General features: G+C 66.9%; 21 protein-coding genes. 8 read left to right on the top strand and 13 right to left on the bottom strand.

The features are described 5' to 3' along the window. Positions 1–17: 17 nt before the first annotated feature. From WKW79_RS26915 to WKW79_RS26875, 9 genes are read right to left on the bottom strand one after another with little or no spacing between them, the layout of a single operon-like run. On the bottom strand, positions 18–812 hold the full coding sequence (locus tag WKW79_RS26915; RefSeq protein ID WP_340338293.1) for a crotonase/enoyl-CoA hydratase family protein: 795 nt from the start codon (positions 810–812) through the stop codon (positions 18–20). Beyond that, positions 813–1,796, bottom strand: coding sequence for an acyl-CoA dehydrogenase family protein (locus WKW79_RS26910; RefSeq protein WP_340338292.1), 984 nt, complete (start codon positions 1,794–1,796; stop codon positions 813–815). A gap of 18 nt (positions 1,797–1,814) precedes the next feature. Then, a complete protein-coding gene (locus WKW79_RS26905; protein ID WP_340338291.1) occupies positions 1,815–2,975 on the bottom strand; it encodes an acyl-CoA dehydrogenase family protein in 1,161 nt (386 codons plus the stop codon). A 51-nt stretch (positions 2,976–3,026) separates the two neighbouring features. Next, the gene (locus WKW79_RS26900) at positions 3,027–3,977 is read right to left on the bottom strand and encodes an SDR family oxidoreductase (RefSeq protein ID WP_340338290.1); all 951 of its coding nucleotides are present in this window, start codon (positions 3,975–3,977) and stop codon (positions 3,027–3,029) included. A 14-nt stretch (positions 3,978–3,991) separates the two neighbouring features. Next, on the bottom strand, positions 3,992–4,984 hold the full coding sequence (locus tag WKW79_RS26895) for a Bug family tripartite tricarboxylate transporter substrate binding protein (protein ID WP_340338289.1): 993 nt from the start codon (positions 4,982–4,984) through the stop codon (positions 3,992–3,994). A gap of 24 nt (positions 4,985–5,008) precedes the next feature. Further along, positions 5,009–6,133, bottom strand: coding sequence for an acyl-CoA dehydrogenase family protein (locus WKW79_RS26890; RefSeq protein ID WP_340338288.1), 1,125 nt, complete (start codon positions 6,131–6,133; stop codon positions 5,009–5,011). A gap of 6 nt (positions 6,134–6,139) precedes the next feature. Then, positions 6,140–7,312 carry an acyl-CoA dehydrogenase family protein gene (locus WKW79_RS26885; protein WP_340338287.1) on the bottom strand — a complete coding sequence of 391 codons (1,173 nt, stop codon included), beginning with the start codon at positions 7,310–7,312 and terminating at the stop codon, positions 6,140–6,142. A gap of 14 nt (positions 7,313–7,326) precedes the next feature. Next, on the bottom strand, positions 7,327–8,514 hold the full coding sequence (locus tag WKW79_RS26880; RefSeq protein ID WP_340338286.1) for a lipid-transfer protein: 1,188 nt from the start codon (positions 8,512–8,514) through the stop codon (positions 7,327–7,329). 19 nt (positions 8,515–8,533) lie between these two features. Next, positions 8,534–9,673, bottom strand: a complete 1,140-nt coding sequence (locus WKW79_RS26875) for an acyl-CoA dehydrogenase family protein (RefSeq protein ID WP_340338285.1) — start codon at positions 9,671–9,673, stop codon at positions 8,534–8,536. 197 nt (positions 9,674–9,870) lie between these two features. Between WKW79_RS26875 and WKW79_RS26870 the strand changes: the two genes are divergently transcribed. After that, positions 9,871–11,652 (top strand): alkaline phosphatase D family protein, encoded by a 1,782-nt coding sequence (locus tag WKW79_RS26870; RefSeq protein WP_340338284.1) that lies wholly within the window; start codon positions 9,871–9,873, stop codon positions 11,650–11,652. 9 nt (positions 11,653–11,661) lie between these two features. On the opposite strand, the gene WKW79_RS26865 is transcribed toward WKW79_RS26870, so the two are convergent. Beyond that, positions 11,662–12,690 carry a LacI family DNA-binding transcriptional regulator gene (locus tag WKW79_RS26865; protein WP_340338283.1) on the bottom strand — a complete coding sequence of 343 codons (1,029 nt, stop codon included), beginning with the start codon at positions 12,688–12,690 and terminating at the stop codon, positions 11,662–11,664. A gap of 146 nt (positions 12,691–12,836) precedes the next feature. Here WKW79_RS26865 and WKW79_RS26860 point away from each other — a divergent pair, with 146 nt between their 5' ends. From WKW79_RS26860 to WKW79_RS26850, 3 genes are read left to right on the top strand one after another with little or no spacing between them, the layout of a single operon-like run. Next, the gene (locus WKW79_RS26860) at positions 12,837–14,201 is read left to right on the top strand and encodes a uracil-xanthine permease family protein (RefSeq protein ID WP_340338282.1); all 1,365 of its coding nucleotides are present in this window, start codon (positions 12,837–12,839) and stop codon (positions 14,199–14,201) included. Further along, positions 14,198–15,625 carry an amidohydrolase family protein gene (locus WKW79_RS26855; RefSeq protein ID WP_340338281.1) on the top strand — a complete coding sequence of 476 codons (1,428 nt, stop codon included), beginning with the start codon at positions 14,198–14,200 and terminating at the stop codon, positions 15,623–15,625. Before WKW79_RS26860 ends, WKW79_RS26855 begins: the two co-directional genes overlap by 4 nt. Further along, positions 15,622–16,332 carry a TSUP family transporter gene (locus tag WKW79_RS26850; RefSeq protein WP_340338280.1) on the top strand — a complete coding sequence of 237 codons (711 nt, stop codon included), beginning with the start codon at positions 15,622–15,624 and terminating at the stop codon, positions 16,330–16,332. Before WKW79_RS26855 ends, WKW79_RS26850 begins: the two co-directional genes overlap by 4 nt. A gap of 24 nt (positions 16,333–16,356) precedes the next feature. On the opposite strand, the gene WKW79_RS26845 is transcribed toward WKW79_RS26850, so the two are convergent. Then, positions 16,357–17,100 carry an SDR family oxidoreductase gene (locus WKW79_RS26845; RefSeq protein WP_340338279.1) on the bottom strand — a complete coding sequence of 248 codons (744 nt, stop codon included), beginning with the start codon at positions 17,098–17,100 and terminating at the stop codon, positions 16,357–16,359. A gap of 102 nt (positions 17,101–17,202) precedes the next feature. On the opposite strand from WKW79_RS26845, the gene WKW79_RS26840 reads away from it, so the two are divergent. The 4 genes from WKW79_RS26840 to WKW79_RS26825 all read left to right on the top strand — a co-directional run bounded on the left by WKW79_RS26840 (position 17,203) and on the right by WKW79_RS26825 (position 23,169). Continuing rightward, entirely contained in the window at positions 17,203–18,099 is an 897-nt protein-coding gene (locus WKW79_RS26840; RefSeq protein WP_340338278.1) for an AraC family transcriptional regulator, read from the top strand. Between the two features lie 44 nt (positions 18,100–18,143). Next, the gene (locus WKW79_RS26835) at positions 18,144–20,969 is read left to right on the top strand and encodes a winged helix-turn-helix domain-containing protein (protein ID WP_340338277.1); all 2,826 of its coding nucleotides are present in this window, start codon (positions 18,144–18,146) and stop codon (positions 20,967–20,969) included. A gap of 134 nt (positions 20,970–21,103) precedes the next feature. Further along, a complete protein-coding gene (locus WKW79_RS26830) occupies positions 21,104–21,853 on the top strand; it encodes an NADPH-dependent F420 reductase (protein WP_340338276.1) in 750 nt (249 codons plus the stop codon). After that, on the top strand, positions 21,850–23,169 hold the full coding sequence (locus WKW79_RS26825; protein ID WP_340338275.1) for an NTP/NDP exchange transporter: 1,320 nt from the start codon (positions 21,850–21,852) through the stop codon (positions 23,167–23,169). Before WKW79_RS26830 ends, WKW79_RS26825 begins: the two co-directional genes overlap by 4 nt. 107 nt (positions 23,170–23,276) lie before the next feature. Here WKW79_RS26825 and WKW79_RS26820 read toward each other — a convergent pair whose 3' ends face one another. Beyond that, on the bottom strand, positions 23,277–23,897 hold the full coding sequence (locus WKW79_RS26820; RefSeq protein WP_340338274.1) for a M15 family metallopeptidase: 621 nt from the start codon (positions 23,895–23,897) through the stop codon (positions 23,277–23,279). A 227-nt stretch (positions 23,898–24,124) separates the two neighbouring features. After that, entirely contained in the window at positions 24,125–25,090 is a 966-nt protein-coding gene (locus WKW79_RS26815; RefSeq protein WP_340338273.1) for a SphA family protein, read from the bottom strand. Between the last annotated feature and the right edge of the window lie 31 nt (positions 25,091–25,121).

Below are 25,121 nucleotides of genomic sequence, written 5' to 3'. Positions count from 1 at the left end.
CTTGAGGAGCGGATCGCCTACCCGCGAAATTCGGGCTTGCGCTTTTCGATGAACGCGGAGACGGCTTCGTGATGGTCTGCCGTCTGGTGCGACATGACCTGGAAGGCGGCCGACATCTCCAGCAGCGTGTCGAGCCGGCTGTGGAGCGCCTCGCGCAGCAGGCGCTTGGCAAGGCGCACGGCATGCGGCGGGTTGGCAGCTATCTGCTCAGCCAGCGCGCGAGCGGTTGGCAACAGTTGCTCGCGGGGCACGACGCGTGACACCAGGTTCCATTCGGCTGCCTGCTTCGCATCGATCATCTGGCCGGTCAGCGTGAGCTCGGTGGCGCGCGAGAGGCCGATGATGCGCGGCAGCAGCCATGCGCCGCCGTCACCGGGGATGATGCCCAGCTTGACGAAGCTCTCGGCGAACTTGGCTTCTTCAGCCGCGACGCGGATGTCGCACATGCAGGCCAGGTCCAGGCCCGCACCGATGGCGTGGCCGTTGACCGCGGCGATGACGGGCACTTCGAGGTTGAACAACGCGAGCGGCAGCTTCTGGATGCCCAGGCGGTATTCGCGGCGCAACTCCATCGGCGCCATCTCGCTGTAGCGCCCCATGTCCTTCACGTTGCCGCCGGACGAGAAGGCCGAGCCGGCGCCGGTCAGGATCACGGCGCGCACGGCATGGTCGGCATGGATGCGGTCGATGGCCGCGAGGAACTCGGGCACGGCGCTGTTGCCGGTGAGGGCGTTGCGGGCCTCGGGGTCGTTCATCGTCAGGGTGACGATGTGGCCGTCCTGTTCGTAGTTCAGGAATTTCTTGTCGCTCATCTAAAGGATCTCCTCCATGGTGAATTGCAGGACCGACGGGGCAGTGTGCCCGAGCAGCGCCTCGCCGACGATGCGGTTCCAGTACGCCTCGCTGCCATCGGCCATGCGCCATTCGTGCAGGCGGCGGCTGTGGAGCTGGAGATCGAACTCCTCGGTGACGCCGATGGCGCCGTGCAGGGCGTGGGCGGTCGATGCGACCAGGGGCACCGAGGCGCTGGTGCGGGACTTGGCGGTGGCCGTTGCGAGCAGCGCGGGGACTCTGGCGCCGGCCTTGAAAGCCAGTTCTGCTGCCACGCCGGCACAGGCCACGTGCTCGGCCATCACGCTGAGCTGATGCTGGATCGCCTGGAACTTGCCGATCGCCTTGCCGAATTGCACGCGGTCGTTGCAGTAGCCGAGCGTCATCGAGAACATGCGCTCCATCGCGCCGGCCATGGCGGCGGCGTGCAGGGCGGCGCTGAACGCCGCGACTTCGCGGCCGTTGTCGCCGACGGGTGTGCCGACGGCATCCTTCGTCCAGCGCAGGGATGCGACGAGGCTGCCGCGCATGCCGGTCGAGGTGCGTTCGGCCTTCTTGCAATCGAGCAGCACGAGTTGGCCTTCGACGTTGGCGAGTGCGAAGTCCGCGATGGTGCCGAATGCGACGTTGGCCGCGCTGACAGAACCATCCGCTTCACGCCGCGCATGGCCCGCGAGCGTGACCATGCCTTCCGGCGCCGCCACGTCACGCAGCAACGCACGCGCCGCAATGGTCTGCGCTGCGGGAACCGGCACCGCGTGCCGTCCGAAGGCCACGAAGATCGGGAAGATCGCTTCCAGGTCGAGCCCTGCGCCGCCTGCGTCTTCGCTCGCCATCAGTTCGAGGAATCCGCTCTCGGCGAGCGCACTCCACAAGGCAGCATGCGAGCCGCCGTTCTCGATGGCACGGATCGCCGCTGGTGTGCATTGGTCCGCGAGGATGGCCTCGATGGCTTCTGTAAACATGTTCTTGTCTCCTTGTGCTCAGCGCAGACCGAGGCCGCGCGCGATCATGCCGCGCAGAATCTCGCGTGTGCCGCCACGCAGCGAGAAGGTCGGCGAGATCTGGCTCAGGTAGCTGAGGGTGCGGTAGAGGTCGGCATCGACGACACGCGTCGGATCGGCCGCGACGGCGGCTTCGATGGCGGCGGGGATCGTCTGCTCGAACTCGGTGCCGATGTCTTTGACCAGCGCAGCTTCGACGACCGGGCTTTCACCGCGTGCGAGCTTGGTGGTCACGGCGACCGACAGGCTGCGCAAGGTCGCGAGTTGCGTCGTGAAGCCGCCGATCAAGGCCGCGTCCGAGGCTGAGAAGCCCGTCTTGCGCAGGCTCGCCAGCCAGGTATCGAGCAGCACGATGCTGGAATACAAGCGCTCCGGGCCGCTGCGCTCGAAAGCCAGCTCGGCGTTCACCTGCATCCAGCCGCTGCCTTCGTCGCCGATGAGCGCGTCGTCCTTCAGAAACACGTCGTCGAAGGTCACTTCGGAGAAGTGCGCGTCGCCCGTCAGGTCAACGATGGGGCGGATGTTGATGCCTGGCAGCGAGAGGTCGACGATGAGTTGCGACAAGCCGCCTTGGCGATCTTCCGGTGCGCCCGAGGTGCGCACCAGCGCGATCATGTAGTGCGAGCGGTGTGCATTGGTCGTCCAGATCTTGCGGCCCGTCAGGCGCCAGCCGCCGTCGACCTTGGTCGCTCGCGTGCGCACGCTGGCCAGGTCCGAACCGGAGTTGGGCTCGCTCATGCCGATGCAGAAGAAGGACTCGCCGCGACAGATGCGCGGCAGGTAGAAGTCCTTCTGCGCCTCGGTGCCGAACTTGTTGATCAGCGGGCCGCTCTGGCGGTCGGCGATCCAGTGGGCCGCGACGGGTGCGCCGGCGGCCAGCATCTCCTCGACGAGCACGAAACGGCGGAAGGCATCGAGCCCCGCGCCGCCGTACTGCGCGGGCAAGGTGATGCCGACCCAGCCGCGTTCGGCCAGGCGCCGGCTGAACGCCGCGTCGAAGCCCATCCAGGTGCGCGCCCGCACCTCAGGCGCGGCGGGCGCCAACTGCGTCGCCAGGAACTCCCGCACTTCCTTGCGAAAGGCCTGCGCCTCTTTGGGCAACTGCGCAAGGCGAAAGGCCTCAAGCAACTGGGTGGTCATTGCAATTCCTCGATGTCTTGTCTTGTTGTTCGAAGCGGGTGAGCATCGCGCTCAAGCCGGCACGCCCTCGGTCGCCGGAATCTCGCCCGTCGTCAACGCATTCGGCGCAGCCTGCTTCACCAGGTCCGGAATCAGGTCGCCCAATTCTTCCACCGTCCAGCGCCCCGTCTTCTCGATGCGCGGACCGGCATGCCAGCCTTCCGCCACTGTGATGCGCCCACCGCGCGCGCCGAACACGCGGCCGGTGATGCCGCTCGATGCCTCGCTGCCCAGCCACGCCACCAGCGGCGCGACATTCGACGGGTCGAGCGGGTCGAAGCCGGGCGCCTCGTTGCGTATGGCCTGCCACTTGGGGCTGGCAAAGATGTCTTCGGTCAGGCGGCTCATGGCGGTGGGGTAGATGGCGTTCACCGTCACGCCGTAGCGGTCCAGTTCGCGCGATGCAATCACCGATAGCGCCGCGATGCCGGCCTTTGCCGCGCCGTAGTTCGACTGGCCCGCGTTGCAGTACAGGCCCGAGGACGAGCTGGTGTTGATGATGCGCGCCACGCGCTGGCGGCCGGCCTTCGATTCCTCGCGCCAGTAAGCAGCCGCGTGGCGAGAGGGCGCAAAGGTGCCGCGCATGTGCACGCGGATCACGGCGTCCCAGTCTTCCTCGTCCATGTTGACCAGCGTGCGGTCGCGCAGGATGCCGGCGTTGTTCACCAGCACGTCGAGGCCGTCGAAGGAGTGGATGGCCGCGTCGATCATGCGCTTCGCGCCTTTCCAATCCGCGACGTCGTCGGCGTTGGCAATGGCTTGGCCGCCCATCGCTTCGATCTCAGCCACGACTTCCAGTGCCGGACCGGTGGCCGAGCCGGGGCCGCCGTCACCACGGCCGCCCAGGTCGTTCACCACGACCTTCGCGCCCTGGCGTGCAAACTCCAGCGCGTACTCGCGCCCCAGACCCCGGCCTGCGCCGGTGACGACGACCACGCGGTCCTTGCAAAGCTGCTTGCTCATGTGTTGCTCCTGATTCATTTTTGTGCGAGGTCGACCTGCTTCGACAGGGCACGGTAACGTGCGGTCTCCGAAGCGATCATGTCGCCCATTTCCTTGCTGCCAACGGTGTAGACCTCGGCGCCTGCAGTCTCGGTGACGTAGGTCTTGAATTCCGGTTGGGCCATCGCCTTGAGCAGCGCGGCTTCCAGCGTCTTCACGACGGGCTCGGGCGTCTTCGCCGCCACGCCGAGGCCGATCCACACATAGAGGTCGTAGTTGGGCTGGCCGCTTTCGCGTACCGTGGGCACGTTGGCGAGCTTGGGGTGGCGCTCCTTGCCGGTCACGGCGAGTGCGCGCACCTTGCCCGAAGCGATCAGCGGCAGTGCGCCGCCGATGTCCAGCAGGGCCAGATCCACCTGGCCGCCCATCAGGTCGGTCTGCACCTGTCCGGGCGTCTTGTAGGGGATGTAGTTGAACTCCACGCCCGCGCCCTGCTGCAGCATCAGCGCGCCGATGCGGTAGTGGTTGCTGTAGCTGGCCATGCTCACGGTCTTCGGGTTTTTCTTCGCGGCGGCCATCGTCTCGGCATAGGTCTTGTAGGGCGAGGATGCGCCGGTCACCAGCACCGCGGCGCTGCGCAGCATGGTCGCGACGGGGCGCAGGTCCTTCTGCGCGTCATAGGGCAGGCCGTCGTTGATGAGCGGGTTGATCACCATCGACGAGGGCGAGAGCATCAGCACGCTGTAGCCATCGGCTGGTGAGGCGAGCGTGGCTTGCACGGCCAGCACCGCGTCGCCGCCCGGCTTGTTGTCGATGAAGGTGGACTGGCCCTTGAGTTCCGGCGTCACCAACTTGGCGACCAGGCGCGTGATGGTGTCCGAGCCGCTGCCCGGGCCCAACGGCACGATGAAGCGCACCGGGTGCGCGGGGAAGGCGTCGGCGGCCTGCACTTGTTGCACGGGCACGGCAAATGTTGCCAACGCCGTCAGCGCGGCAGCCAGCAGGCTGAGGGTCTTGGGGTATTTCATGCGTTGTCTCCGTTTCTTGATGGGTCACATGCGCGCGAGGCGCGCAGCCTGCGCGTCCACATCGCCGAACAACTGGTCGAGCACGTGGATGCGGCGCAGGCAATGCCCCACAGCGTATTCCTCGGTCATGCCGATGCCGCCATGCGACTGGATCGCTTGCTGGCACAGGGCGCGCGCATAGCGGCCGATGGCGAGCTTGGCGCGGGGCAGGTCGGTGGCCGAACTGGGTGCGCGGGCGTCGTCCACCGCGACGGCTGCCGCGATGGCCATGCTGCGTGCCAGCTCCAGCGCGACGGCCATCTCGGAGATGCGATGGCGCAGCGCTTGGTATTCGCCGATGAGACGGCCGAACTGCTTGCGGGTGTTGACGTAGGCGGTCGTGAGCGAGAAGGCCGCTTCCATCGTGCCGACCATGTCGGCGCAGACGGCTGCGGTGCCGGCGGCGATCGTTGCGCGGATGGCTGTCGCAGAGCGTGCGTGGTCGGTGGGTTTCCCGAGGGCTTCTGCCAGGGTGCCGTCGAAGGTGAGTTCGCCGGCTGGCGTGTCGTCGATCAGGCGGTAGTTGCGCAGCCTGGCGTTGGCCGCATCGACGAGGAAGAGGGCGAGGCCACCTTCGTCTCCGGGTTGGCCGCTCACGCGGGCGCTGACCACGAACCGGTTGGCCGCACCGGCGTGCAGCACGAGCGACTTCGTGCCGTCGAGGCGCCATTGATTGCCATCGCGCCGGGCCCGCGTTTCGACCCACAGCGCTTCGTGGCGCGCGGCGGCTTCGTCATGCGCCCATGCCATGCGCAGTTCGCCACTGGCGAGTCTTGGCAGCAAGTCCTCCTTCTGCGCTTCACTGCCCGCAGACAGCACCGCAGTCGAAGCCAGCACACTTGACGCGAGGTAAGGCTCCAGCAACAGCGCACGGCCAAAGGCCCGCATCACGGGCAGCCGATCCGTCGCGCCGCCATCGAGGCCGCCAAAGGCTTCGGGAATGCCCAAGGCCGTGACGCCGAGTTCCGCCAACAGGCTCCAGGTCGCTTCGTTCCATCCCGCTTCCGAGCCCGCAATCGCGCGGCGCTGCTCGAAGCTGTAGTGGTCATCCAGCAGGCGCGAGAGGCTTTCCGCCAAGGCCTGCTGGTCTTCGTTCAAATCAAATTGCATGGCGCTTCATCCCAGGAGTGTCTTGGCCAGAATGTCCTTCTGCACTTCGCTGGAGCCGCCGTAGATGGTGGCTGCGCGGAAGAAGAAGTAGCGAGGCAGGGCGGCTGCGAGCGGGTGCAGGGCATCCGGGCCTTCGCCATCGCGGCGCTCCAGACCGGCGGGGCCGGCGAGGCGGGCGATGAGGGTGGTGAGTTCCTGCATCGTCTCCGAGCCCTTGACCTTCAGCACCGAGGCAAAGCCCGGGTTCTTGCTGCCGATTTCAGGATCGAGCAGGAAGCGCCAGTTGGTCAGTTCCAGCGCGCGCACTTCGGCGCCGAGCATCGCGAGTTCGGTGCGCACCTTGGCGTCGTCGATGAGGCGCTTGCCGACTTGCTGGATGTTTTCCGCGAGTTCGTGTGCGTAGCCGAGGCGTTCCCAGCACAGGCCGATGCTCGCGATGTTGGTGCGCTCGCTGGCCAGCAGGTACTTGGCGCAATCCCAGCCGCGGCCTTCCTCGCCGACGAGGTTGGCGACCGGCACGCGCACCTTGTCGAAGAACACTTCGTTCAGGTGATGCTGCCCGTCGATGGAGACGATGGGCCGCACCGAGACGCCCGGCGACTTCATGTCGATCAGCAGGAAGGAGATGCCGTCCTGCTTGCGCGCCGCCTGCTCGGTGCGCACCAGCGCAAAGATCCAGTCGGCGTGGTGGGCGGAGGTGGTCCAGATCTTCTGGCCGTCGACCACGTATTCATCGCCATCACGCACCGCCTTGGTCCGCAGGGAGGCGAGGTCCGAGCCCGAGTCCGGCTCGGAGAAGCCTTGGCAGAACCACAGGTCGAGGCGCGCCAGCTTGGGCAGGAAGAACTTCTTCTGTTCCTCGGTGCCGAAGCGCAGCAGCACCGGCCCCAGCATCGCGACGTTGAAGGGCAGCGGTTGTGGTGCGGCGGCCCGTTGCAGTTCCTCGACGAGGATCAGGCGTTCGGCCGTGCCGAGCCCGGCCCCGCCGTATTCCTTCGGCCAGTGCGGCGCCGCCCATCCACGCTCATGCAGGATGCGCTGCCACGCCACGATGTCCTGCTTGCGGCCCGCGTGGCCCTTGCTCAGGCGCTCGCGGATCTCGGCCGGCAAGCGGTCGCGGATGAAGCCGCGTACCTCTTCGCGAAAGGCGGCTTCGTTCGGGCTCAGTGTGAGGTCCATGGTGCTGGCCGCGTTCAGTTCTTGCCGTAGAGCGTGACCACACAGGCGCCGCCCAGACCGACGTTGTGCTGCAAGCCGAGGCGCGCGCCTTCGACCTGGCGTTGGTCTGCCGTGCCACGCAATTGGTGCGTGAGTTCGTAGCACTGCGCCAGGCCCGTCGCGCCGAGCGGATGGCCCTTCGACAGGAGCCCGCCCGATGGATTGATGACGACCTTGCCCCCATAGGTGTTGTCGCCGTCGTTCACGAACTTCTCGGCGCCGCCTTCGGGGCAGAAGCCCAATGTCTCGTAGCTGATCACTTCGTTCTGCGCGAAGCAGTCGTGCAGTTCGCACACGTCGATGTCATCGGGGCCGACGCCGGCGGCTTCGTACACGCGCTTGACCGCTTCGCTCGTCATGTGCGTGCCGATCCAGCTCAGCATCGAGGGCGGCTCGAAGGACTGCACCGGGTCGGTGACCATCGCTTGCGAAAGGATCTGCACGTCGCTGCGCAGGCCATGCTTCTTCGCAAAGCGCTCCGACACCAGCAGCGCCGCGGCACCGCCGCAGGTCGGCGGACAGGCCATGAGGCGGGTCATCACTCCAGGCAGGATCACCGCGTCGTTCATGACTTCTTCCGTCGTCACGATCTTGCGGAAGAGGGCGAGCGGGTTGTTGGCCGCATGACGGCTGGCCTTGGCGCGCACGGCGGCGAAGGTCTCCATGCTGCAACCGTAGCGCGCCATGTATTCGCGGCCGGCGCCACCGAAGGTACGGATGGCTTGGGGGATGCCGTCCATGTCGGCGGTGAGGCCGCGCAGCACGGGCAGGAAGCGCTCGCGCGTCGGCGGGCGGTCGTCCCAGTGCGACTTGAGGGCGCCAGCCTGCATCTGCTCGAAGCCCAAGGCCAACACGCAGTCCGCGTCGCCCGAGGCAATCGCCTTGCGCGCGAGGTACAGCGCGGTGGAGCCGGTCGAGCAATTGTTGTTCACGTTGACGACCGGGATGCCGGTCATGCCCACTTCGTACAAGGCCGTCTGGCCGCAGGTGGAATCGCCGTACACGTAGCCCACGTAGGCTTCCTGCACCGCGTCGTAGCCGATGCCCGCATCGGCCAGTGCACGGCGCGTGGCCTCGGCGCCCATCTCGGTGTAGCTCAGGCTCTTGCCCGGCTTGGCGAAGGGGATCATGCCGACGCCGGCGACGATTACTTTTTCGGTCATGTGCTTGTCCTGGGGAAGGTCAGAGTTTTCTGGAGATGAGGTCGCGCTGGACTTCACTCGTGCCGCCGAACACGCGCGTGATGCGGTAGTCGGTGAAGGCGCGTGCGATCGGGTACTCCAGCATGTAGCCGTAGCCGCCGTGCAGTTGCACCATGTCGTCGATGCACTTCCACAGCGTCTCGGTCGCGAAGAGCTTGGCGATCGCCGCTTCCTGCACGCTGATGCGGCGCGTCATGTGCTCACCGATGTAGTAGTCGACGAGCGTGCGCGCAGCCACGGTCTGCGCCTTGATGTCGGCCAGCTTGAACTTGGTGTTCTGGAAGTCCCACACCGTGCCGTCGAAGGCCTTGCGTTCCTTCACGTATTCGATGGTCTGCTCCAGCAGGCGCTCGAGCTTTGCGACGGAGTAGGCGGCGATGATGAGACGCTCCTGCGCCAGTTCCTGCATCAGGCAGACGAAGCCCTTGTTCTCTTCACCCAGCAGGTTGTCGACCGGCACGCGCACGTTGTCGAAGAAGAGCTCGGTGGTGTCGGCGGCCGGCTGGCCCACCTTGTCGAGCTTGCGCCCGCGGCGAAAGCCCGCGCGGTTGGTCTCCACCATGATCAGGCTGACGCCCTTGGAACCGGCCTTGGGGTCGGTCTTGCAGGCCACCAGCACCATGTCGCAGTTCATGCCGTTGCTGATGAAGGTCTTGCTGCCGTTGATGATGTATTCGTCGCCGTCGCGCACGGCGGTGGTGCGGATCGACTTGAGGTCGGAGCCGGTGCCGGGCTCGGTCATGGCGATGGCCATGATGGTCTCGCCGCGGCAGATCTTCGGCAGCCAGCGCTGCTTCTGCTCCTCGGTGCCGAAGCGCACGATGTAGGGTGCGGTGATGTCCGAGTGCACCGACAGGCTGAAGCCCGAGACGCCGGAGCGATGCAGTTCCTCGGCCAGCACGCAGGAGTGGCCGAAGTCGCCGCCACCGCCGCCATATTCGGCCGGCACGGTCACGCACAACAGGCCTTCGCGGCCGGCCTTGAGCCAGGTCTCGCGATCGGTGCGGCCGGCCTTGTCCCATTCGGCCTGGCGCGGCAGGCATTCACGCTCGAAGAACCGGCGCGCGGTGTCGCGCAGCATTTCGTGGTCTTCGCGGTAGACGGTACGGTTGATGTTCACGGGGTCTCCTTGTCTTGCAAGGATTCTGGGAGGCACGTTCCGGAGGGCCACTACCCCGATCGGGTAGAGGGGTGGGGCAAGCCTCGTCTGCAACGAGCGGTGAGGCGTGCAAGCAATTGCTCACGGGCTTGCTTGGCGTCGGCCTACGCGAAGGCGGGTCCCAGCGGCATCCAATCGCGCCACTACAGGAGCGAGACATGCACGAAAACAACGGGCCAAAGAAGGCCGATCAAGATCCGTCTCTCATGGCTCCGGCGCCTTCCCGCCGTGCCTTTGTCCGGGGGGCCATCCTCTTTGCCATGTCCGTGGGCGTGGGTGTCAGCGTGACCGGTTGTGGGGGCGGGGGTGGCGGCGGTGGGGGACTTGGTGGAGGGCTCGGAGGTGGCGCCGGCGGCGGCACGGGCGGCAACACGGGTGGTACTCCTCCGGGCGATACGACGACCGTCTTCAAGCATGGCGTGAGCAGCGGCGACCCGCTGTCCGATCGCGTCATCCTCTGGACCCGCATCACCGCGTCCAGCCCCGGTGCGCTGAACGTGACGTGGGAGCTTTCGAGCGATGCGAATTTCGGCGTGATCCTCACGCGCGGCACGGCCAGCACCGGGCCGGACCAGGACTACACCGTGAAGGTCGATGCCACGGGCCTGCAGTCGGCCAGCGTCTTCTACTACCGCTTCAACGTCGGAACGGACTATTCGCGAGTGGGGCGCACCAGGACGCTGCCGGTGGGCAATGTGTCGCAGGTGCGGTTGGGCGTGGTGTCGTGCTCCAACTTCCCTGCCGGCTACTTCAACGTGTGCGCCGAGCTGGCCAAGCGCACGGACCTCGACGCGTTCCTGCACCTGGGCGACTACATCTACGAATACGGCCCGCTGGGCTATGCATCGCAACTGGCCATCGCGATCGACCGTGAATCGCAGCCGACCCACGAGATCCTGTCGCTCGCCGACTACCGCCAGCGCCATGCTCAGAACCGCGCGGACCCCGACCTCATAGCGCTGCATGCGCAGATGCCGTTGTTCGCCGTATGGGACGACCACGACTTTGCAGACAACGCCTGGTCCGGCGGCGCCGCCAACCACGACCCGGACACCGAAGGCAGCTGGGACGTGCGAAAGGCCGCGGCGATGCAGGCTTGGCGCGAATGGCTTCCGATCCGCCTGCCCGATGCGACCAGCCCGCAGAAGATCTATCGCTCCTTCGACTTCGGCACGCTCGCCTCGCTGCACATGCTGGACACGCGGATCATCGGCCGGGACCAGCAGGTCAACCTGGACACCTGGCTCTCGGGCGGTGCCGACAGCCCGACGCGGCAACTATTGGGTGCCGAGCAATCGAATTGGCTGACGGGCCAGATGTCCGCGTCCCCCGCGACCTGGCAGGTGCTGGGGCAGCAGGTGCTGATGGCTCGCATGGAGATCCCGTTGAGCGTCGCCAGTTCGTTCACGCTGGAGACCCTCGGCGACTACGTGCTGGCGCAATCCACGCCGGAGGCCTTGCGCAGCGACGAGCAACGCGCGCTATTGGCGCAGCGCAAGGCACCCTACAACCTCGACGCATGGGACGGCTATCCGGCGGCGCGCGAGGCCGTGCTGGCAGCCGCCCGCTCGCTGGGCAAGAACCTCGTCTCGCTGGCGGGCGACACGCACAACGCGTGGGCCAACAACCTCACCGATGCCAGCGGCCAGCGCGTGGGGGTCGAGTTCGCCACGGCCTCGATCAGCTCGCCGGGCTTCGAGCGGCTCCTGCCCCTGATCTCGGAGACAGTCCTGGCCGATGGCTTCATGAAGATGGTGAAAGACCTGCGCTATGCCGAAACCAGCCGGCGCGGCTTTCTCGTTCTCACGTTGACGCCGGCAGAAGCCCGCTGCGACTGGACGTCGGTCAGCACCGTGTTCAGCCATTCCTACTCGACGCGCGTCGAGAACAGCATGCATGCCTTGCCGGGTGCGGGCAATCTGGACGTGCTCCCGGCGTAGCTTCGCGGCTCAGCGGGACCGCACCGACGACTGCCGTGGCACCAGTTGCGCCATCGGCCCCGATGCCGAGCGGCGCGAGGTGTCGCCGCGCAGGTGGTCGAACAGCAGGTCGATCGCTTGATGCGCCACTTCGTCGAGGTGCAGGTCCACGGCGGTGAGGGGCGGCTCGCAGGTGCGGGCGCGCACGCCGTCGTAGCGGGTGGCCACCATCACGTCGTCCGGAATGCGCCGGCCCGTTGCGCGAATGGCACGCACTGCGCCGACGGCGAAGGCATCCACCGGCACGCAGAACGCATCGATGTCGAGGTGTGCCGCAAGAAAGGCCGCCGCCGCTTCCTCGCCGCCGCTTTCACCCGCTGACTCGTCGGCGGTGGCGAAGAGGGGAAGTTGCCCGTGCTCGGCAGCGAATTCCTCATACGCCGCCCGCGCCTGCACATAGGAATTGCGCTGCGCCGAGCCAAGGATCATCGCGACCTTGCGCGCGCCCTGGTCATGGAAGTGATCGAGCAGAAGCCGCGTCGTCTCGCGCGAATGAATGTCCACATGCGGCACAAGCTCCCGCGTCCCATACGGCTTGCCGATCGCCACCACCGGCAGGCCGCGGCGCTTGAGATAGTCGAGGTTCGCATCGCCCGCCGAAGGCTCGATGACCAGCGCACCGTCCACCTCCAGCAATTCCAGCGGCACCTTGCCGTTCTCCATCGGCGGCGCGAGCACAAGGGCGAGGCTGCGGTCCAGCGCCGCAGCCGCTGCCACCGCGGCAATCTCCATCATGAACCCCAGCCGCGAAGGCCCGCCCGCCACCGCAAAAGGCATCGAGGACAGCAGCACGATCATGTGCGCCTCGCCGGTGCGCAGGCGCTGCGCGTGCCGATTCGGCCGGTATCCGAGCTTCTTGGCCGCCTTCTCGACCCGTTCCCGGGTGTGGGCATCCACCTGCCCGCGGGCGTTGAGCGCGTGCGACACGGTGGTGGGCGACACGCCGGCCTCCAGCGCCACGTCCTTGATGGTGACTCGCCGCGGACCGCCAGAAATCATGCCTGTTGACCTTTTGCAGAATCGGTGATTCAATTCCCAAATCGTTTTGGGCGCCTGGCCTGAAATGTACCCCACCCGCCTCGGCGGATTTTTTTGCGTTGACGCCCAAATCGATTTGGGCGCCGGTCGGTCTGAAGGAAATGCTCATGTCCCGTGCTTCCGATACCCCTGCCGTGGATGCCGTCCTGCCCTGGTCCCAGATGCTGCTGTTCGGCTTGCAGCACGTGCTGGTGATGGCGGCGGTGCCGATTACCTCGGTCTTCCTGGTCGCGAAGGCGCTGTCGCTGTCGGCGGACCTGACCGTCAACCTCATCAGCGCGACCTTTTTGCTGTGTGGCATCGGCACGCTGCTCCAGTCCTTCGGGCCGGGCAAGCTGGGCGCCAAGCTGCCTTTCGTGATGGTGCCGGGCGGCGCGCCGATCGTGATGTTCCTGACCATCGCGCAGCAGCGCGACCTGCAGACGGCGTCGGGCGCGGTCATCCTCACGGCGCTCTTCTACTTTCTGGTGCTGCCGGTGTTCGCGCGCTGCATCCGCTTCTTCCCGAAGATCGTGATCGGCACGCTGCTGATGCTGGTGGCGATCAACCTGGTCAAGGTGTACGGCGGCATCATCGCGGGCAAGGCCGGCACGCCGGGCTTCGCGGACCCGGCCCACATCGGGCTGGCGCTGGCAACGATTGCCTTCACGCTGCTGTTCGCCCGCGTCTTCAAGGGCATGCTGGGCCAGTTGGCGGTGCTGCTGGGACTGGTGGCGGGCACGGTGCTCGCGGCCGTCTGCGGCATGATGGATTTCAGCGGCGTCGCGGCCGGGCCGGTTTGGAGCGCGCCGAGCCTGCTGCCCTTCGGCATGCCGCATTTCGACGTGGTGGCGGCCCTGCCGCTGCTGATCTTCAGCGTGATCTCGATGGTGGAAGCCACCGGCCAGACCATCGCCGTCGCGGAAGTGGTCGGCAAGAAGATCGACCCGCGCGACGTGGTGCCGCGCACCATCCGTGGCGATGCGCTGATGTCGCTGGCGGGCGGCTTCTTCGGCACCTCGATGATCATCACCAGCGGCGAGAACATCGGCATCGTGCGTGCCACCAACGTGCGCTCGCGTTACGTCACGGCGACGGCCGGCGCGATCCTCGTGCTCATCGCGCTGTCGGCGCCGCTGGGGCGGCTGGCCAGCGCCATTCCGGAGGCAGTGGTCGGCGGCACGGCGATGGTGGTCTTCGCGATCATCGGCACCATCGGCATCGACATCCTGCGCAAGGTCGACCTGCATGAGCGCAGCAACATGTTCGTGCTGGCCGGCGCGCTAGTGATGGGCCTGCTGCCGATCCTCGTGCCCGGCCTCTACAGCAAGTTCCCGGCGACGTTGCAACTGGTGTTGGGCAACGGCCTGGCCATGGGCGCGATCACCGCCATCGTGCTCAACATCGTCTTCAACCACCTCGCCGCGGCACGCCGCGACGACAGTCACCACAACGAAACGGCGCAACACGAACAGGCGCCGGCAGCCCAATGACCACTACTCATCTCGACGCGCCCTTGCATGGCGCCTTGACGGCCGGCACGATGCTGCTGGCCCCCGACCACCTGATGCTGCGCGAAGGACTCGTGCGCGACCATGCGGTGCTGGTGCAGGACGGCCAGTTCCGAGACATCGGCCCCGAGGCGCAGATCGCCGCGCGCCATCCGCAACTGACGCCCGTCCGCCTGCCGGGCAAGGTGCTGATGCCCGGGATGATCGACGCACACCATCACCTGACGCAGTCGTTCGGCAAGTCGCTGGCCTATGGCGAGCCTTCGGAGATCTTTCGGCGAGTGTGGGTGCCGCTGGAAGCGAGCCTGGACGATGAGTTTGTGCACGGCGTCTCCAAGCTGGCCGCCCTTGAATCGCTGCGCGGCGGTTTCACGACCGTGTGCGATGCCGGCACGCGTGCCAAGGGAGACATCGCCGCACTGGCGGCTGCAACGCAGGAGGCGGGGCTGCGCTGCGTGCTGGGCCTGATCTGCAACGACGGCGGTAATGACAGCGTGGCGGATGTGCGTCGCGGCCTCAAGGCGCGAGCCGAACAGTTCATGCGGGAATGGTCGGGTGCGCGGCTGGTGCATCCGTCGCTGGCGATCTCGGTGCCGGAGGCGGCTTCGGACGAGATGCTGGTCGCTGTGTCAGCGCTTTGCGCCGAGGCCGGTGGCATCTTCCAGACGCACGTCAACGAGCACCTGGCCTCGGTCGAGCGCTCGGTCGTGCAACGTGGCAAGCGGCCGCTGGAATTGTTGGCGCATCTGGGCGCGCTCGGGCCGCAGGTGCTCATCGCGCACGGCACGCTGGTCACGCCGTCGGAACTCAACCTGCTTCGCCAGACCGACACCGCCGTCAGCTACAACCCGGTCGCCAGCCAGTGGAAGGGCAATGCGGTGGCGCCGGCCAACCTGATGGCGGCGCTGGGCATTCGCTTCGGCCTGGGCACGGATGCGACGCGCAGTGACGCCTTCCGCCTCATGGACGCCGCCGAGGCCGCGCAGAAGCTGGCCTTCGGGCTGGCCACCGGCGATGCATCGTGCGGTGGCGGCTGGACCTGGCTCGACCATGCGACGCACGAAGGCGCGCGGGCCATCGGCCTGGGGCATCTCATCGGCGAGATCGCGGTCGGCAAGGAGGCGGACTTCCTGCTGGTCGATGTCGACACGCCGGAGCTGTGCACTTCGGTCGACCTGATGTGGGACCTGGTGCGGCTGGGCAATCGGGACCAGCTCGACGCGGTGTTCGTCGCGGGCAAGCTGCGCCTGTGGAAGGGCTGGCCGACGGATTGGGACGCGCGTGCCTTGATGCGGCAGGTGTCGCGCATGGCGGGCGACGCGATTGCTCGCGCACCGATCCAGCGCCTGCATCCGACGGCGCAGAAGCATCGCGAAGGGGTGATGGCTGCGGAGGCCGTCCAGTGAGTGTTGAACATCTGGTCCTGATCTCGCTGGTCGTGGTCTTCGCCGCGTTCGTGCAGGGTGCGACTGGCGTCGGCTTTGCGCTGATCGTCGCGCCGGTAATCGGCATCCTGAAGCCCGAGCTTTTGCCTGTATGCGTGCTGGTGTTGATGCTGCCCCTGAACCTCTACGTGCTGTGGCGTGAGCGCGGAGCGATCGACCGCATCGGCGCCAGCTGGATCACCGGCGGGCGCATCGTCGGAACGGGGGGCGGGCTGTGGGTGCTGGCGGTGCTGACCGCGAGCCAATTGGCCTGGTTCGTGGGACTGTCGACGGTCGCGGCTGCGGTGGTCACGCTGATGATGCCGGCCTTCACACCCAACCGGCCGGCCTTCGTGGGGGCAGGGCTGGTCACGGGCATCACGGAGACGGCTACCGGCATCGGCGGCCCGCCGCTGGCCTTGGTCTATCAGCATCATGCGCCGGCGATCATGCGGTCAACGATCGCGCTGTGCTTCCTCGTCGGCGAGCTGGTGTCGCTGGCCACCTTGATGGCGACGGGGCGCATTGATGGGACGCAGCTCAGCGCGGCAGCAAGCCTGCTGCCGGCGCTGCTGATCGGCGCGGGGCTCAGCCGGGTCGTGCATCACCGGATCAACGGGAAGTTCCTGCGGGCCTTCGTGCAAGTGTTTGCGATCGTGTCGGGGGTGGTGTTGCTGGTGCGTGCTTGAAATCAAGGCGGCGAGTGGCTGGGTTCATCTCGATCCAGCCAGTGCCACGGCGTCAGCGCCCGCAGCGAACCGAAGCTGCCCCGACTCATCGTTCGCGGCGCGCCATACCGCCTGCGCCACGTCGGGCTCCGTCGTCACGGCAGTCGGCTTTGCATAGTCGGCGAAGATCTTCTGCGCAAGGGGCGCATAGGCTTCGGGGATCAAGCCTTCCATCCGCGCGCCTCCGTTGCTCGTGAAGCGTGTGCTCGGACCGTAGCCTGGCTCCACCAGTTTCACGCGAACATCGAACGCCTCGAGCTCGAAGGCCAATGATGCGGTGAACCCCTCGATGGCCATCTTGCTGGCCGTGTAGACGGCCACCATCGGCATCGGTGCAAGCGTCGCGCTGGAGGTCACGTTCACCACCACGCCCGAGCGTCGCGCGCGGAACCGCGGCAGTACGGCCTGCGTCATCGCCATCACGCCGAAGGTGTTGGTTTCGAACAGCTCGCGCGTCGTGGCCGTCGGCGTGGCTTCGAACGCGCCAAGCAGCCCGATGCCCGCGTTGTTGACCAGCACGTCGATGTCGCCGCACGCTTCCATAGTGGCGCCGATGCTCTCGGGCTTGGTCACGTCGAGTGCCAGCACGCGCAGCCTTTCAGAAGTCGGGAGGACATCTTCGTTCGGGGTTCGCATGGTGGCGATGACGTTCCAGCCCTGCGCGTGGAAGTGGCGTGCGATCTCCAGGCCATAGCCGGAGGAGCAACCGGTGATGAGTACGGACTTCATGGTGATTTCAGTGGAGGTTGTGTTCATGCCTGCAACGATAGTGTTGAAAGGCAGGACTCTCTACAATGAAGAGTCCGGATTTCATTTGCAATCGTCCGACAGATGAGCGACCCGCATTCAGAAGTCATCGCGCTGCTCCAGCCGCGTGCCGTGTATTCCAAGCGCATCAGCGGTGCCGGTCGCTGGGGCGTGCGCTACGCCGACTTTGGCCAGCCCAGTTTCTGTGTCGTGCTCTCGGGCAGTTGCCGTCTTGCTGTCGATGGCGAGGAAGGTGTCACGCTGGAGGCAGGCGATTTCGTGTTGCTGCCTTCGACGCCGGGTTTCGTCCTCTCGGGGTTCGAGCCGGTGACGCCTTTGGACATCGATCCGAAGCAAGGCGCCGCGTCCGCTGGCGAAGTGCGCCACGGCACACGCGGCGGGCAGCCGGACGTGCGTTTGCTCGGCGGCTACTTCGTCTTCGATTCGCCGGATGCGGCGCTGCTCGTGTCGCTGCTGCCGACGCTCGTGCATGTGCGTGGCGCAGAGCGGCTTTCCGTGCTGGTGCGCCTCGTTGGCGAGGAGTCGATGGAGCGAAGGTCGGGTCGCGAACTCGTGCTCACGCGACTCGTGGAGGTGCTGCTCATCGAGGCGCTGCGCTCGACCCCAGGCGACAGCGCGCCGCCGGGCCTGCTGCGCGGTCTGGCCGATGCGCGACTGGCCCAGGCGATGCGGCAGATGCATGGCGACCCGGCCCGCGCGTGGACCATGGCGCAACTTGCAAGGAAGGCCGCCCTCTCACGCTCGGCGTTCTTCGATCGATTCACCCGCGCGGTGGGCCTGCCGCCGATGGAATACCTGCTCGCCTGGCGGATGGCCCTCGCGAAGAAGCTGTTGCGCAGCCAGGATGCCAGCATCGCGGAGGTGGCAGAGCACGTCGGCTACGGCTCGGCGAGCACGTTCAGCACCGCATTCAGCCGGCACGTTGGGCTGCCACCCAGCCGCTACGCGCGAGAGGGTTAGCGAGTGGCCAGACCCTGGCACACAGGGTCAAAATCCCCCGTCCCATGCCCACCAAGCCCCAGCCCCGCAAAACCGAGCGCCCGCCCGAGGCCTCCACGCTGAAGCCGCTGGTCACCACCAAGATGATCCCGCCGCGCAGCGCCGGTCGTATCGTCGCGCGCGAGGCGCTGTTGACTCGCCTGATGGAAGCCCGTCGCCGCCGCTGCCTCGTGCTGCAAGGCCCGGCCGGTGCCGGGAAGACCACCACGCTGGTCGCATGGCGCCAGGCGCTGCTGCCACTGGGCTTCGACGTCGCCTGGCTGACCCTGACCCGCGAGGACAACGAGCTCACCCGACTGCTCGACTACCTGCTGGCCAGCCTTGCGCAGATCGCGCCCGGCGTCACGCAGGAGGCCGCGGACTTCGCCGGCCGGGGCGTCGACAGCGAGGCCGTCGAGCGCACGCTGATCGCGCTGGTGCGCTCCATCGCCGCCCACCCGCGCGACCTGGTGCTGGTGCTCGATGACGTGCACAACCTCACCGACCCGCGCATCCACGAGGCCTTGCAATGGTTGCTCGACTACGCGCCCGTCAACCTGCACCTGATGCTGGCCTCTCGCAGCGCAGCGCCCGTGTCGCTGGAGCGCCTGCGCGCCGAGGGCCAGGTGCTGGAACTCGACGTGCGCGACCTGCGCTTTTCACCCGCGGAATCGGAGCGCTTCCTGCAATCGCAACTCGGCAGCATCGACCACCGCGATGCGATGCTGCTGCACGAACTCTCCGACGGTTGGGCGGCAGGCTTGCAACTGTTGGCCATCAACTGGAAGAAGCGCCGGCAGGAGCTGGCTGCGGCAGGCACTTCGCCGGCAGATGCCCAGGCGCCCGGCGACTTCGTGCGCTCGCACGTGCAGGACCCGCAGGCCTTCGCCGCCTACTTCGAAAAGGAAGTGCTGTCGCGCCTCTCGCCGCTGGAGCTGGACCTGCTCATCAGCGCGTCGGCATGCAGCCGCTTCTGCGCGCCGCTGTGCGCCGTGCTGTTCGGCCGTGCCGAAAACGATCCCACCATGGCGCCGCTGCTTGCGCGGCTGGAGGCCGAGAACCTGTTCATCGTCCCCATCGACGGCACCGGGCGCGAGACTTGGTACCGCCTGCATCCGTTGCTGCGCGAGACCTTGCGCGAGCGCCTTGCAGCGCGCAGCGAGGAAGCGCAGCAGCGCGTGCACCGCATCGCCTGGCAATGGTTTCGCGACCACGGCCACATCGATGAAGCCGTGCGGCAGGCCGTGGCGGCGGGCGAGGGCGCTGCCGCCGCGGCACTCGTTGAAAAGTCCGCCAACGGCCTGGCCGTGCGCGGCGAACTGCGCAAGCTCCTCGGCCTGGTGCGCCAGTTGCCGCCCGCGCAGGTGCAAGCGCGCGTCGGGCTGCGGCTGTGGCTGGCGCGGATCGACTTGTTCGCACGTGATTTCGCCGCGGTTTCCGCGCACATCGCGACGCTTCGCAAGGACATTCCGTCGGACGATGCCATCAGCCACTTCTCGCTCACCTTGATGGAGGCGAGCCTTGCCTTGCAGCGCGACGACACCGATGCCGCCGCGGCCCTGCTGCCGCGCCTGCTCGCCGTGCCGGAAGGTGCGGATGCCATGGCCATCGGCGGGCGAGACAACCTGCTGTCATGGTTCTGCATGCACCGCGGCGAGTACGAGCGTGCCCGGCGCATCCAGCACGACAACCCCATTCGTCTGGTCAACGGCGTACCCTTGCGCGGCACGCCTTCGGGCACCTTGCAGGGCCGCGCCCTGATCGGCCTGAGCTACGCCATGGAAGGCCGCATGACGCAGGCTGAGCGCATCTACCGCGATGTGTTGCGCGAGGCCAACGAAGGCGGCAGCACCTGTGTCGATCCGACTTACCTCAGCACCGCGCTGCTGGGCGAAGTGCTCTACGAGCACGACGAGATCGACGAAGCCTTGCAACTGTTGGAAGTCCGCGCCGACGCGCTGGAGCGCGTGTCGATCCCCGACTCCGTGCTGCGCGTGCACCGCACGCTGGCCGCGTCGCACTGGGCGGCGGGGCGAAGGATGGAATGCATGGCCTGGCTGGAGCGGCTGGAGGACTACAGCACCACGCTGGGCCTGGACCGCCTGCTGGCGTACAGCCTGGCCTTGCAGATGCAATACCGCCTGCAGATGGGCGACGTGGCCGAGGCCGAGATCGCGCTGACGCGTGCCGGCGAGATCGATGCGCGGCACGCGAATGCGGCGCAAAGCGCGCTCGGCGAGATCGCCGTCATCACCGAGCGGGCGCGCATCAAGTGGGCGATGGCGCGCGGGGACCTGGATGACGCGTCACGTCGCATCGAGCCGCTGATCGCGAACATCGAGCTGCGCGGAAGGCAGCGCCTGATTGCGCAGTTGAACCTGATGCAGGCGACGATCGAGCGGCGGCGCGGACGGGTGGAGGCGGCGAGGGAGTGCACGGTGGCTGCGCTGCGGCGCGGGCATCGGCTGGGGTTGGTGAGGAGTCTGCTGGATGCGGACCCCGGCGTGCTGGGGCTGCTGGCGGAGGCGGCCAAGGATGGGCAGTTGGATCCGGTGCTGGGGTTTTATGCGGAGCGGCTGGGCGCCGCAAAGAGCGGAGCGCTGGTCGCGAGCGAGCCCGCGGTCGCACAAGGCCATGCGGGGAAGGGCTCGGTCGAGCCATTGAGCGAGCGCGAACGGGACGTGTTGGGTCTTCTCGTGCAGGCGATGCCCAACAAGAAGATTGCGCTCGCCTTGGGCCTTTCCATCGATACCGTGAAATGGCACCTGAAAAACATCTACGGCAAGCTGGGTGTCGCCGGTCGCGACGAGGCGGTTGCCTGGATGCGGGCCGAGCCCAAGGCTGGTGCATAGCTGTTCAAGCGACGGCGCGTGTCGGAATTTCTGAGGATGGTGTGAGCCGCCAAGTCGCATGCTTGCAAGCCCGGGCTGCTCGGAACATGATGTTTGCTGCACGTGTTTCACGGTCAGACCACCGCGAGAGGTATATGGTGCGCCCACATCCATCCGTCGATCCCGCCCGCCGGGGCCTGCTGGCCGCGGCTGGCGCCATTGCCGTCCTCACTGCCCTGAAGCCCGGTGCCGCCCTGGCACAGCCGGCCGCCAAGGGGATCCCCATCGGCATCATCGGCTCCGGCCGCATCGGCGGCACCATCGGCGGCCTCTGGGTCAAGGCGGGCCATCCGGTCCTCTTCTCCTCCCGCCACCCCGAAGAACTCAAGGACCTCGTCACCGGCCTCGGCCCGCTGGCCAAGGCGGGCACGGTCGCAGAAGCCATCGCCTTCGGCGAAGCCCTCTTCATCGCCGTGCCCTACGGCGCGCTGCCGCAGATCGGCAAGGACTATGGCGCGTCCCTCAATCGCAAGGTCATGCTCGATGCCTGCAACGCGGTGGCCTCGCGTGACGGGTCCGTGGCCGACGAGGTGGAGCAGGAGGGCATCGGTGTCGTCTCGCAGAAGTACCTGTCCGGCGCGCGGCTGGTGCGAGCCTTCAACACGATGTCGTACACGATCTTCGCGCGCGAGGCCAACCGGCCTGATCCCAAGCTGGCGATCCCGATCGCGGGTGACGACCCGGATGCAGTGAAGGTGGCGGCGCAACTGGTGCGCGATGCCGGCTTCGATCCGGTGGTGGTTGGCAAGCTGGCCGATGCCAGGCGCTTCCAGCGCGGCGGGCCGGGCTATGGGCAGTCGGTGAGTGCGGCGGAACTGAAGCAGAAGCTGTCGCTGGCGCCATGACGGCGGCGGTCCAGGGCGGGCTGCCGGGGGTGTTGCAACGCTGGTTGCGGAAGGCGGTGCCGGCGACGCCGGCGGAACTGGCTGCCGCCCTCTGGTCCTTCGGCTACTTCTTCGCGCTGCTGGCGGGCTACTACGTGCTGCGGCCGTTGCGCGACCAGATGGGCATTGCCGGCGGCACGCGTGCGCTGCCGTGGCTGTTCACTGCGACCTTCGTGACGCTGCTGGCGGCGCAGCCGGTGTATGGCGCGCTGGTGGCGCGGCTGCCGCGGGCGCGCTTCATCCCCATCGTCTATCACTTCTTCGTGCTCAACCTGGCGATCTTCTGGCTGCTGCTGGCGCTGGACGTCGCGCCGGTGATCGTGGCGCGCGTGTTCTTCGTGTGGGTGAGCGTGTTCAACCTGTTCGCGGTGGCGGTGTTCTGGTCCTTCATGGCGGACCTGTTCACGAGCGAGCAGGGCAAGCGGCTGTTCGGTTTCATCGGGGCGGGCGGCACGGCCGGGGCGCTGCTGGGGCCGGTGATCACCATCGCGCTGTCGGTGCCGCTGGGGCCGCACAACCTGCTGATCGCGGCCATCGTGTTCCTGGAGATCGCGGTGTTCTGCGCGGCGCGGCTGGAGCGCAGCGTGGGGTCGCCGCAAGGGCAACGACACAGCGAGCAGCGCGTGGGTGGGAGTGTCTTCGCGGGCCTGTCGGGGCTGGTGCGCTCGCCCTACCTGCTGGGCGTCGCGGCGTGGGTGAGCCTGCTGTCCTTCGGCGCGACGATGCTCTATCTCATGCAGGCGAACCTGGTGTCCGCCAATGTGCAGGGGGCCGGTGCGCAGACGCGGATCTTCGCGAGCGTCGACCTGATCGTGGGGCTGCTGACGCTGGCCACGCAGGTGTTCGCGACGGGGCACTTTCTCAAGCGCTTTGGCACCGGCATCGCGGCGGCGGCGCTGCCCGCGGTGTATGTGGTCGGCTTCGTGGTGCTGTGGTGGAGTCCGGGGCTGATGGTGGTGCTGGTGTTCCAGGTGGTGCAGCGGTGGATGAATTTCGCGATCGCCAATCCGGCGCGGCAGGTGTTCTTCACGGTGGTGGGGCGCGAGGAGAAATACAAGGCGAAGAACATGATCGACGTGGTGGTGTATCGCGGCTCCGATGCGCTCTACAGCTGGGTCTATGACAGCGTGCAGGCGCTGGGGCTGAAGATCGGCGCGATCGCCTTGTGTGCGGTGCCGGTGGCGCTGGGGTGGACCTTGCTGTCGCTGGCGCTGGGGCGCAGGCAGGAGCGGCGTGCAGGCCTGCAGGACGGCCACGCGAAAGAGCAGTCGGCCTGAAGGCATGGAAGGTGCGTCCCCGGACGAATGGCGAGGGCACTCCCGTCAATGTGGCTTTGCCATCTCGACTTGATCCCCTGCGGGGAGAGCGGTCCGGCCGCGGGGGCTCAGAAGGTGCCGAGGTCCAGCGTCCCGGCCTCGAAGCGCTGGCGCAACTCGCTCACGGAAAGACCCAGCGCCAGTTGGTAGTGCGGACGGTCCACGAAGCCGGTCCAGTTTCCGCCCCATTCGATGACGCCTCCCGCGACCGGCAAGCCAAGTGCAGCGGCCTTGTCGTATCCGGGTCCCTCGCCCAGATAACCGCCCGCCTTCGTGAAGATGCCGATGTCCCAGGCCACGCCGAAGTTGTGATTGCTCTGCCCGCCGCGGGCATTGGTCACCCTGGGCTGCGGATTGCCGAAGCGGCCCTTGCGGAACAGTGCATCCTGCTCGGCATAGGTGCGCGTGCCGGAAATGATGCGAGCGATGACGCCGCCATCGAGCACTTTTCCGAGGTACTCGCGGGCTCTTCGCTGTGCGGCGATCGAGAGCGTCAGGATGCAGCCCTCGCTGCGCGTGTCAAAGGTGCGCGTCTGCGAACGGATCTGCTGGGCGGCAGCGTCGTAAGCCTTCGCAGCCTTTTCGGTTTTCGGGCCCCATTCTCCATCCAGGTCGTCATGGTAGAAGCCGTCGGCACGCAGGAGTCGCTGGAAGAACAGGACATCACCTGCGAAGAGAGGTGCGCTCATGGGATCCCCCTTCCTTGTTCAACGCAGGTCGGCAAGGTTGGTCCGCTGCGAGTGCAGTCATTGTCCTTGCGCCGGCTTGCCTCAGGCATCCTCCGTTCAGAGGATGGTGGCTGCGTGCACAGGGGGCACATGACTGAAGCCAAGGGCAGGGTGCCGCGCATCGGCCACGGGATGCGCCGGCGCGATCGGCCGTTGCGAGGCTGCCGCGATCCCTCCGGGGTAGAGCGTCAGAAAATCAGCGTCGCACTCGCCATCACCGTCTTGCGGCTGTCGATGCGGTTCTTGCTGCTGATGGTCGGCACCCAGCGCAGGCTCATCGACAGCGGGGTCTTGCCATTGATCTTGGTGTCGTAGCTCACCACGGGGCCGAGCGCCCAGTCGTGGCCCTGGAAGCCGTTGAGCCGGTCTGCGGTGGGGCCGCTGTCCTTGCCGATCTGCTGGACGGTGCCCAGGATGAGCCCGGCGCCGACACCGTTGCCGAACTTCTTCGTGCCCATCACGTCCATCGCGAACAGCGGCGCGTTCTGGTAGTCGGTGTCCTTGTTGCGCGTGTAGAACTGCAGGTTGGCGACGGCGTCGAGTTGCCAGCCGCTCTCCGGAAAGATACGCGTGTAGGCGATCTGCGGAATGAAGGTCCAGTTGTTGAGGCTGGGGTTGGCCAGGTTGTCCGGGCTGTACTTGCCGGTGGGCGCCCAGAAGTTGAAGCTGAGCGACATGTGCTCGGTCTGCGAGAAGTGATAGCCCGCGATGATCGGCGAGACGTAGATGTCGAACATGTTGGAGGCCACGTCCTGCGCATTCCCCTGGCGCGTGCCAATCGTGAGGTTGGCGTTGACCTTTTCATAGAGGTAGGGGAGGGTGATGCTGGATGCGAAGTTCCATTTGCCGGGGCCGGTGTCCCACACCTTCATGACGGTCGCGAGCGTGAAGGAGATCTTCGCGTCGATGCCGATGGAGGCCTGGCGCAGCACGGGCACCAGCCGGCTGCCGCCGATCGAGCCGTCCGCATAGATCTGGCTGAAGTTGACGGCCCAGATGGGCTCTGGCGAGACGATGCCCGCATTGGACTGCACGGTGGTGCCAGAGATCGGGCGGCCGAGGCCGCCTTCTGTTGCATGGACGCCGGAAGCGTACAGCCCGATGACCAGGCCTGATGCCAGGTTCAGCGTCAGTCGCGTGGTTCGAAGTGGCATGTGGACCTCCTGACAGACATCGATGGAGTTT

Origin of the sequence: Variovorax robiniae (assembly GCF_037889955.1) — a bacterium.
GTDB lineage: Bacteria > Pseudomonadota > Gammaproteobacteria > Burkholderiales > Burkholderiaceae_C > Variovorax > Variovorax robiniae.
Note: the sequence above shows the minus strand (reverse complement) of the source record. Positions and strands in the feature narration are given on the sequence as shown.

Coding starts and splice junctions, on each gene's coding strand:
- WKW79_RS26915 (WP_340338293.1), bottom strand. CDS start 812: ATGAGCGACAAGAAATTCCTGAACTACGAACAGGACGGCCACATCGTC.
- WKW79_RS26910 (WP_340338292.1), bottom strand. CDS start 1,796: ATGTTTACAGAAGCCATCGAGGCCATCCTCGCGGACCAATGCACACCA.
- WKW79_RS26905 (WP_340338291.1), bottom strand. CDS start 2,975: ATGACCACCCAGTTGCTTGAGGCCTTTCGCCTTGCGCAGTTGCCCAAA.
- WKW79_RS26900 (WP_340338290.1), bottom strand. CDS start 3,977: ATGAGCAAGCAGCTTTGCAAGGACCGCGTGGTCGTCGTCACCGGCGCA.
- WKW79_RS26895 (WP_340338289.1), bottom strand. CDS start 4,984: ATGAAATACCCCAAGACCCTCAGCCTGCTGGCTGCCGCGCTGACGGCG.
- WKW79_RS26890 (WP_340338288.1), bottom strand. CDS start 6,133: ATGCAATTTGATTTGAACGAAGACCAGCAGGCCTTGGCGGAAAGCCTC.
- WKW79_RS26885 (WP_340338287.1), bottom strand. CDS start 7,312: ATGGACCTCACACTGAGCCCGAACGAAGCCGCCTTTCGCGAAGAGGTA.
- WKW79_RS26880 (WP_340338286.1), bottom strand. CDS start 8,514: ATGACCGAAAAAGTAATCGTCGCCGGCGTCGGCATGATCCCCTTCGCC.
- WKW79_RS26870 (WP_340338284.1), top strand. CDS start 9,871: ATGCACGAAAACAACGGGCCAAAGAAGGCCGATCAAGATCCGTCTCTC.
- WKW79_RS26865 (WP_340338283.1), bottom strand. CDS start 12,690: ATGATTTCTGGCGGTCCGCGGCGAGTCACCATCAAGGACGTGGCGCTG.
- WKW79_RS26860 (WP_340338282.1), top strand. CDS start 12,837: ATGTCCCGTGCTTCCGATACCCCTGCCGTGGATGCCGTCCTGCCCTGG.
- WKW79_RS26855 (WP_340338281.1), top strand. CDS start 14,198: ATGACCACTACTCATCTCGACGCGCCCTTGCATGGCGCCTTGACGGCC.
- WKW79_RS26845 (WP_340338279.1), bottom strand. CDS start 17,100: ATGAAGTCCGTACTCATCACCGGTTGCTCCTCCGGCTATGGCCTGGAG.
- WKW79_RS26840 (WP_340338278.1), top strand. CDS start 17,203: ATGAGCGACCCGCATTCAGAAGTCATCGCGCTGCTCCAGCCGCGTGCC.
- WKW79_RS26835 (WP_340338277.1), top strand. CDS start 18,144: ATGCCCACCAAGCCCCAGCCCCGCAAAACCGAGCGCCCGCCCGAGGCC.
- WKW79_RS26830 (WP_340338276.1), top strand. CDS start 21,104: ATGGTGCGCCCACATCCATCCGTCGATCCCGCCCGCCGGGGCCTGCTG.
- WKW79_RS26825 (WP_340338275.1), top strand. CDS start 21,850: ATGACGGCGGCGGTCCAGGGCGGGCTGCCGGGGGTGTTGCAACGCTGG.
- WKW79_RS26820 (WP_340338274.1), bottom strand. CDS start 23,897: ATGAGCGCACCTCTCTTCGCAGGTGATGTCCTGTTCTTCCAGCGACTC.
- WKW79_RS26815 (WP_340338273.1), bottom strand. CDS start 25,090: ATGCCACTTCGAACCACGCGACTGACGCTGAACCTGGCATCAGGCCTG.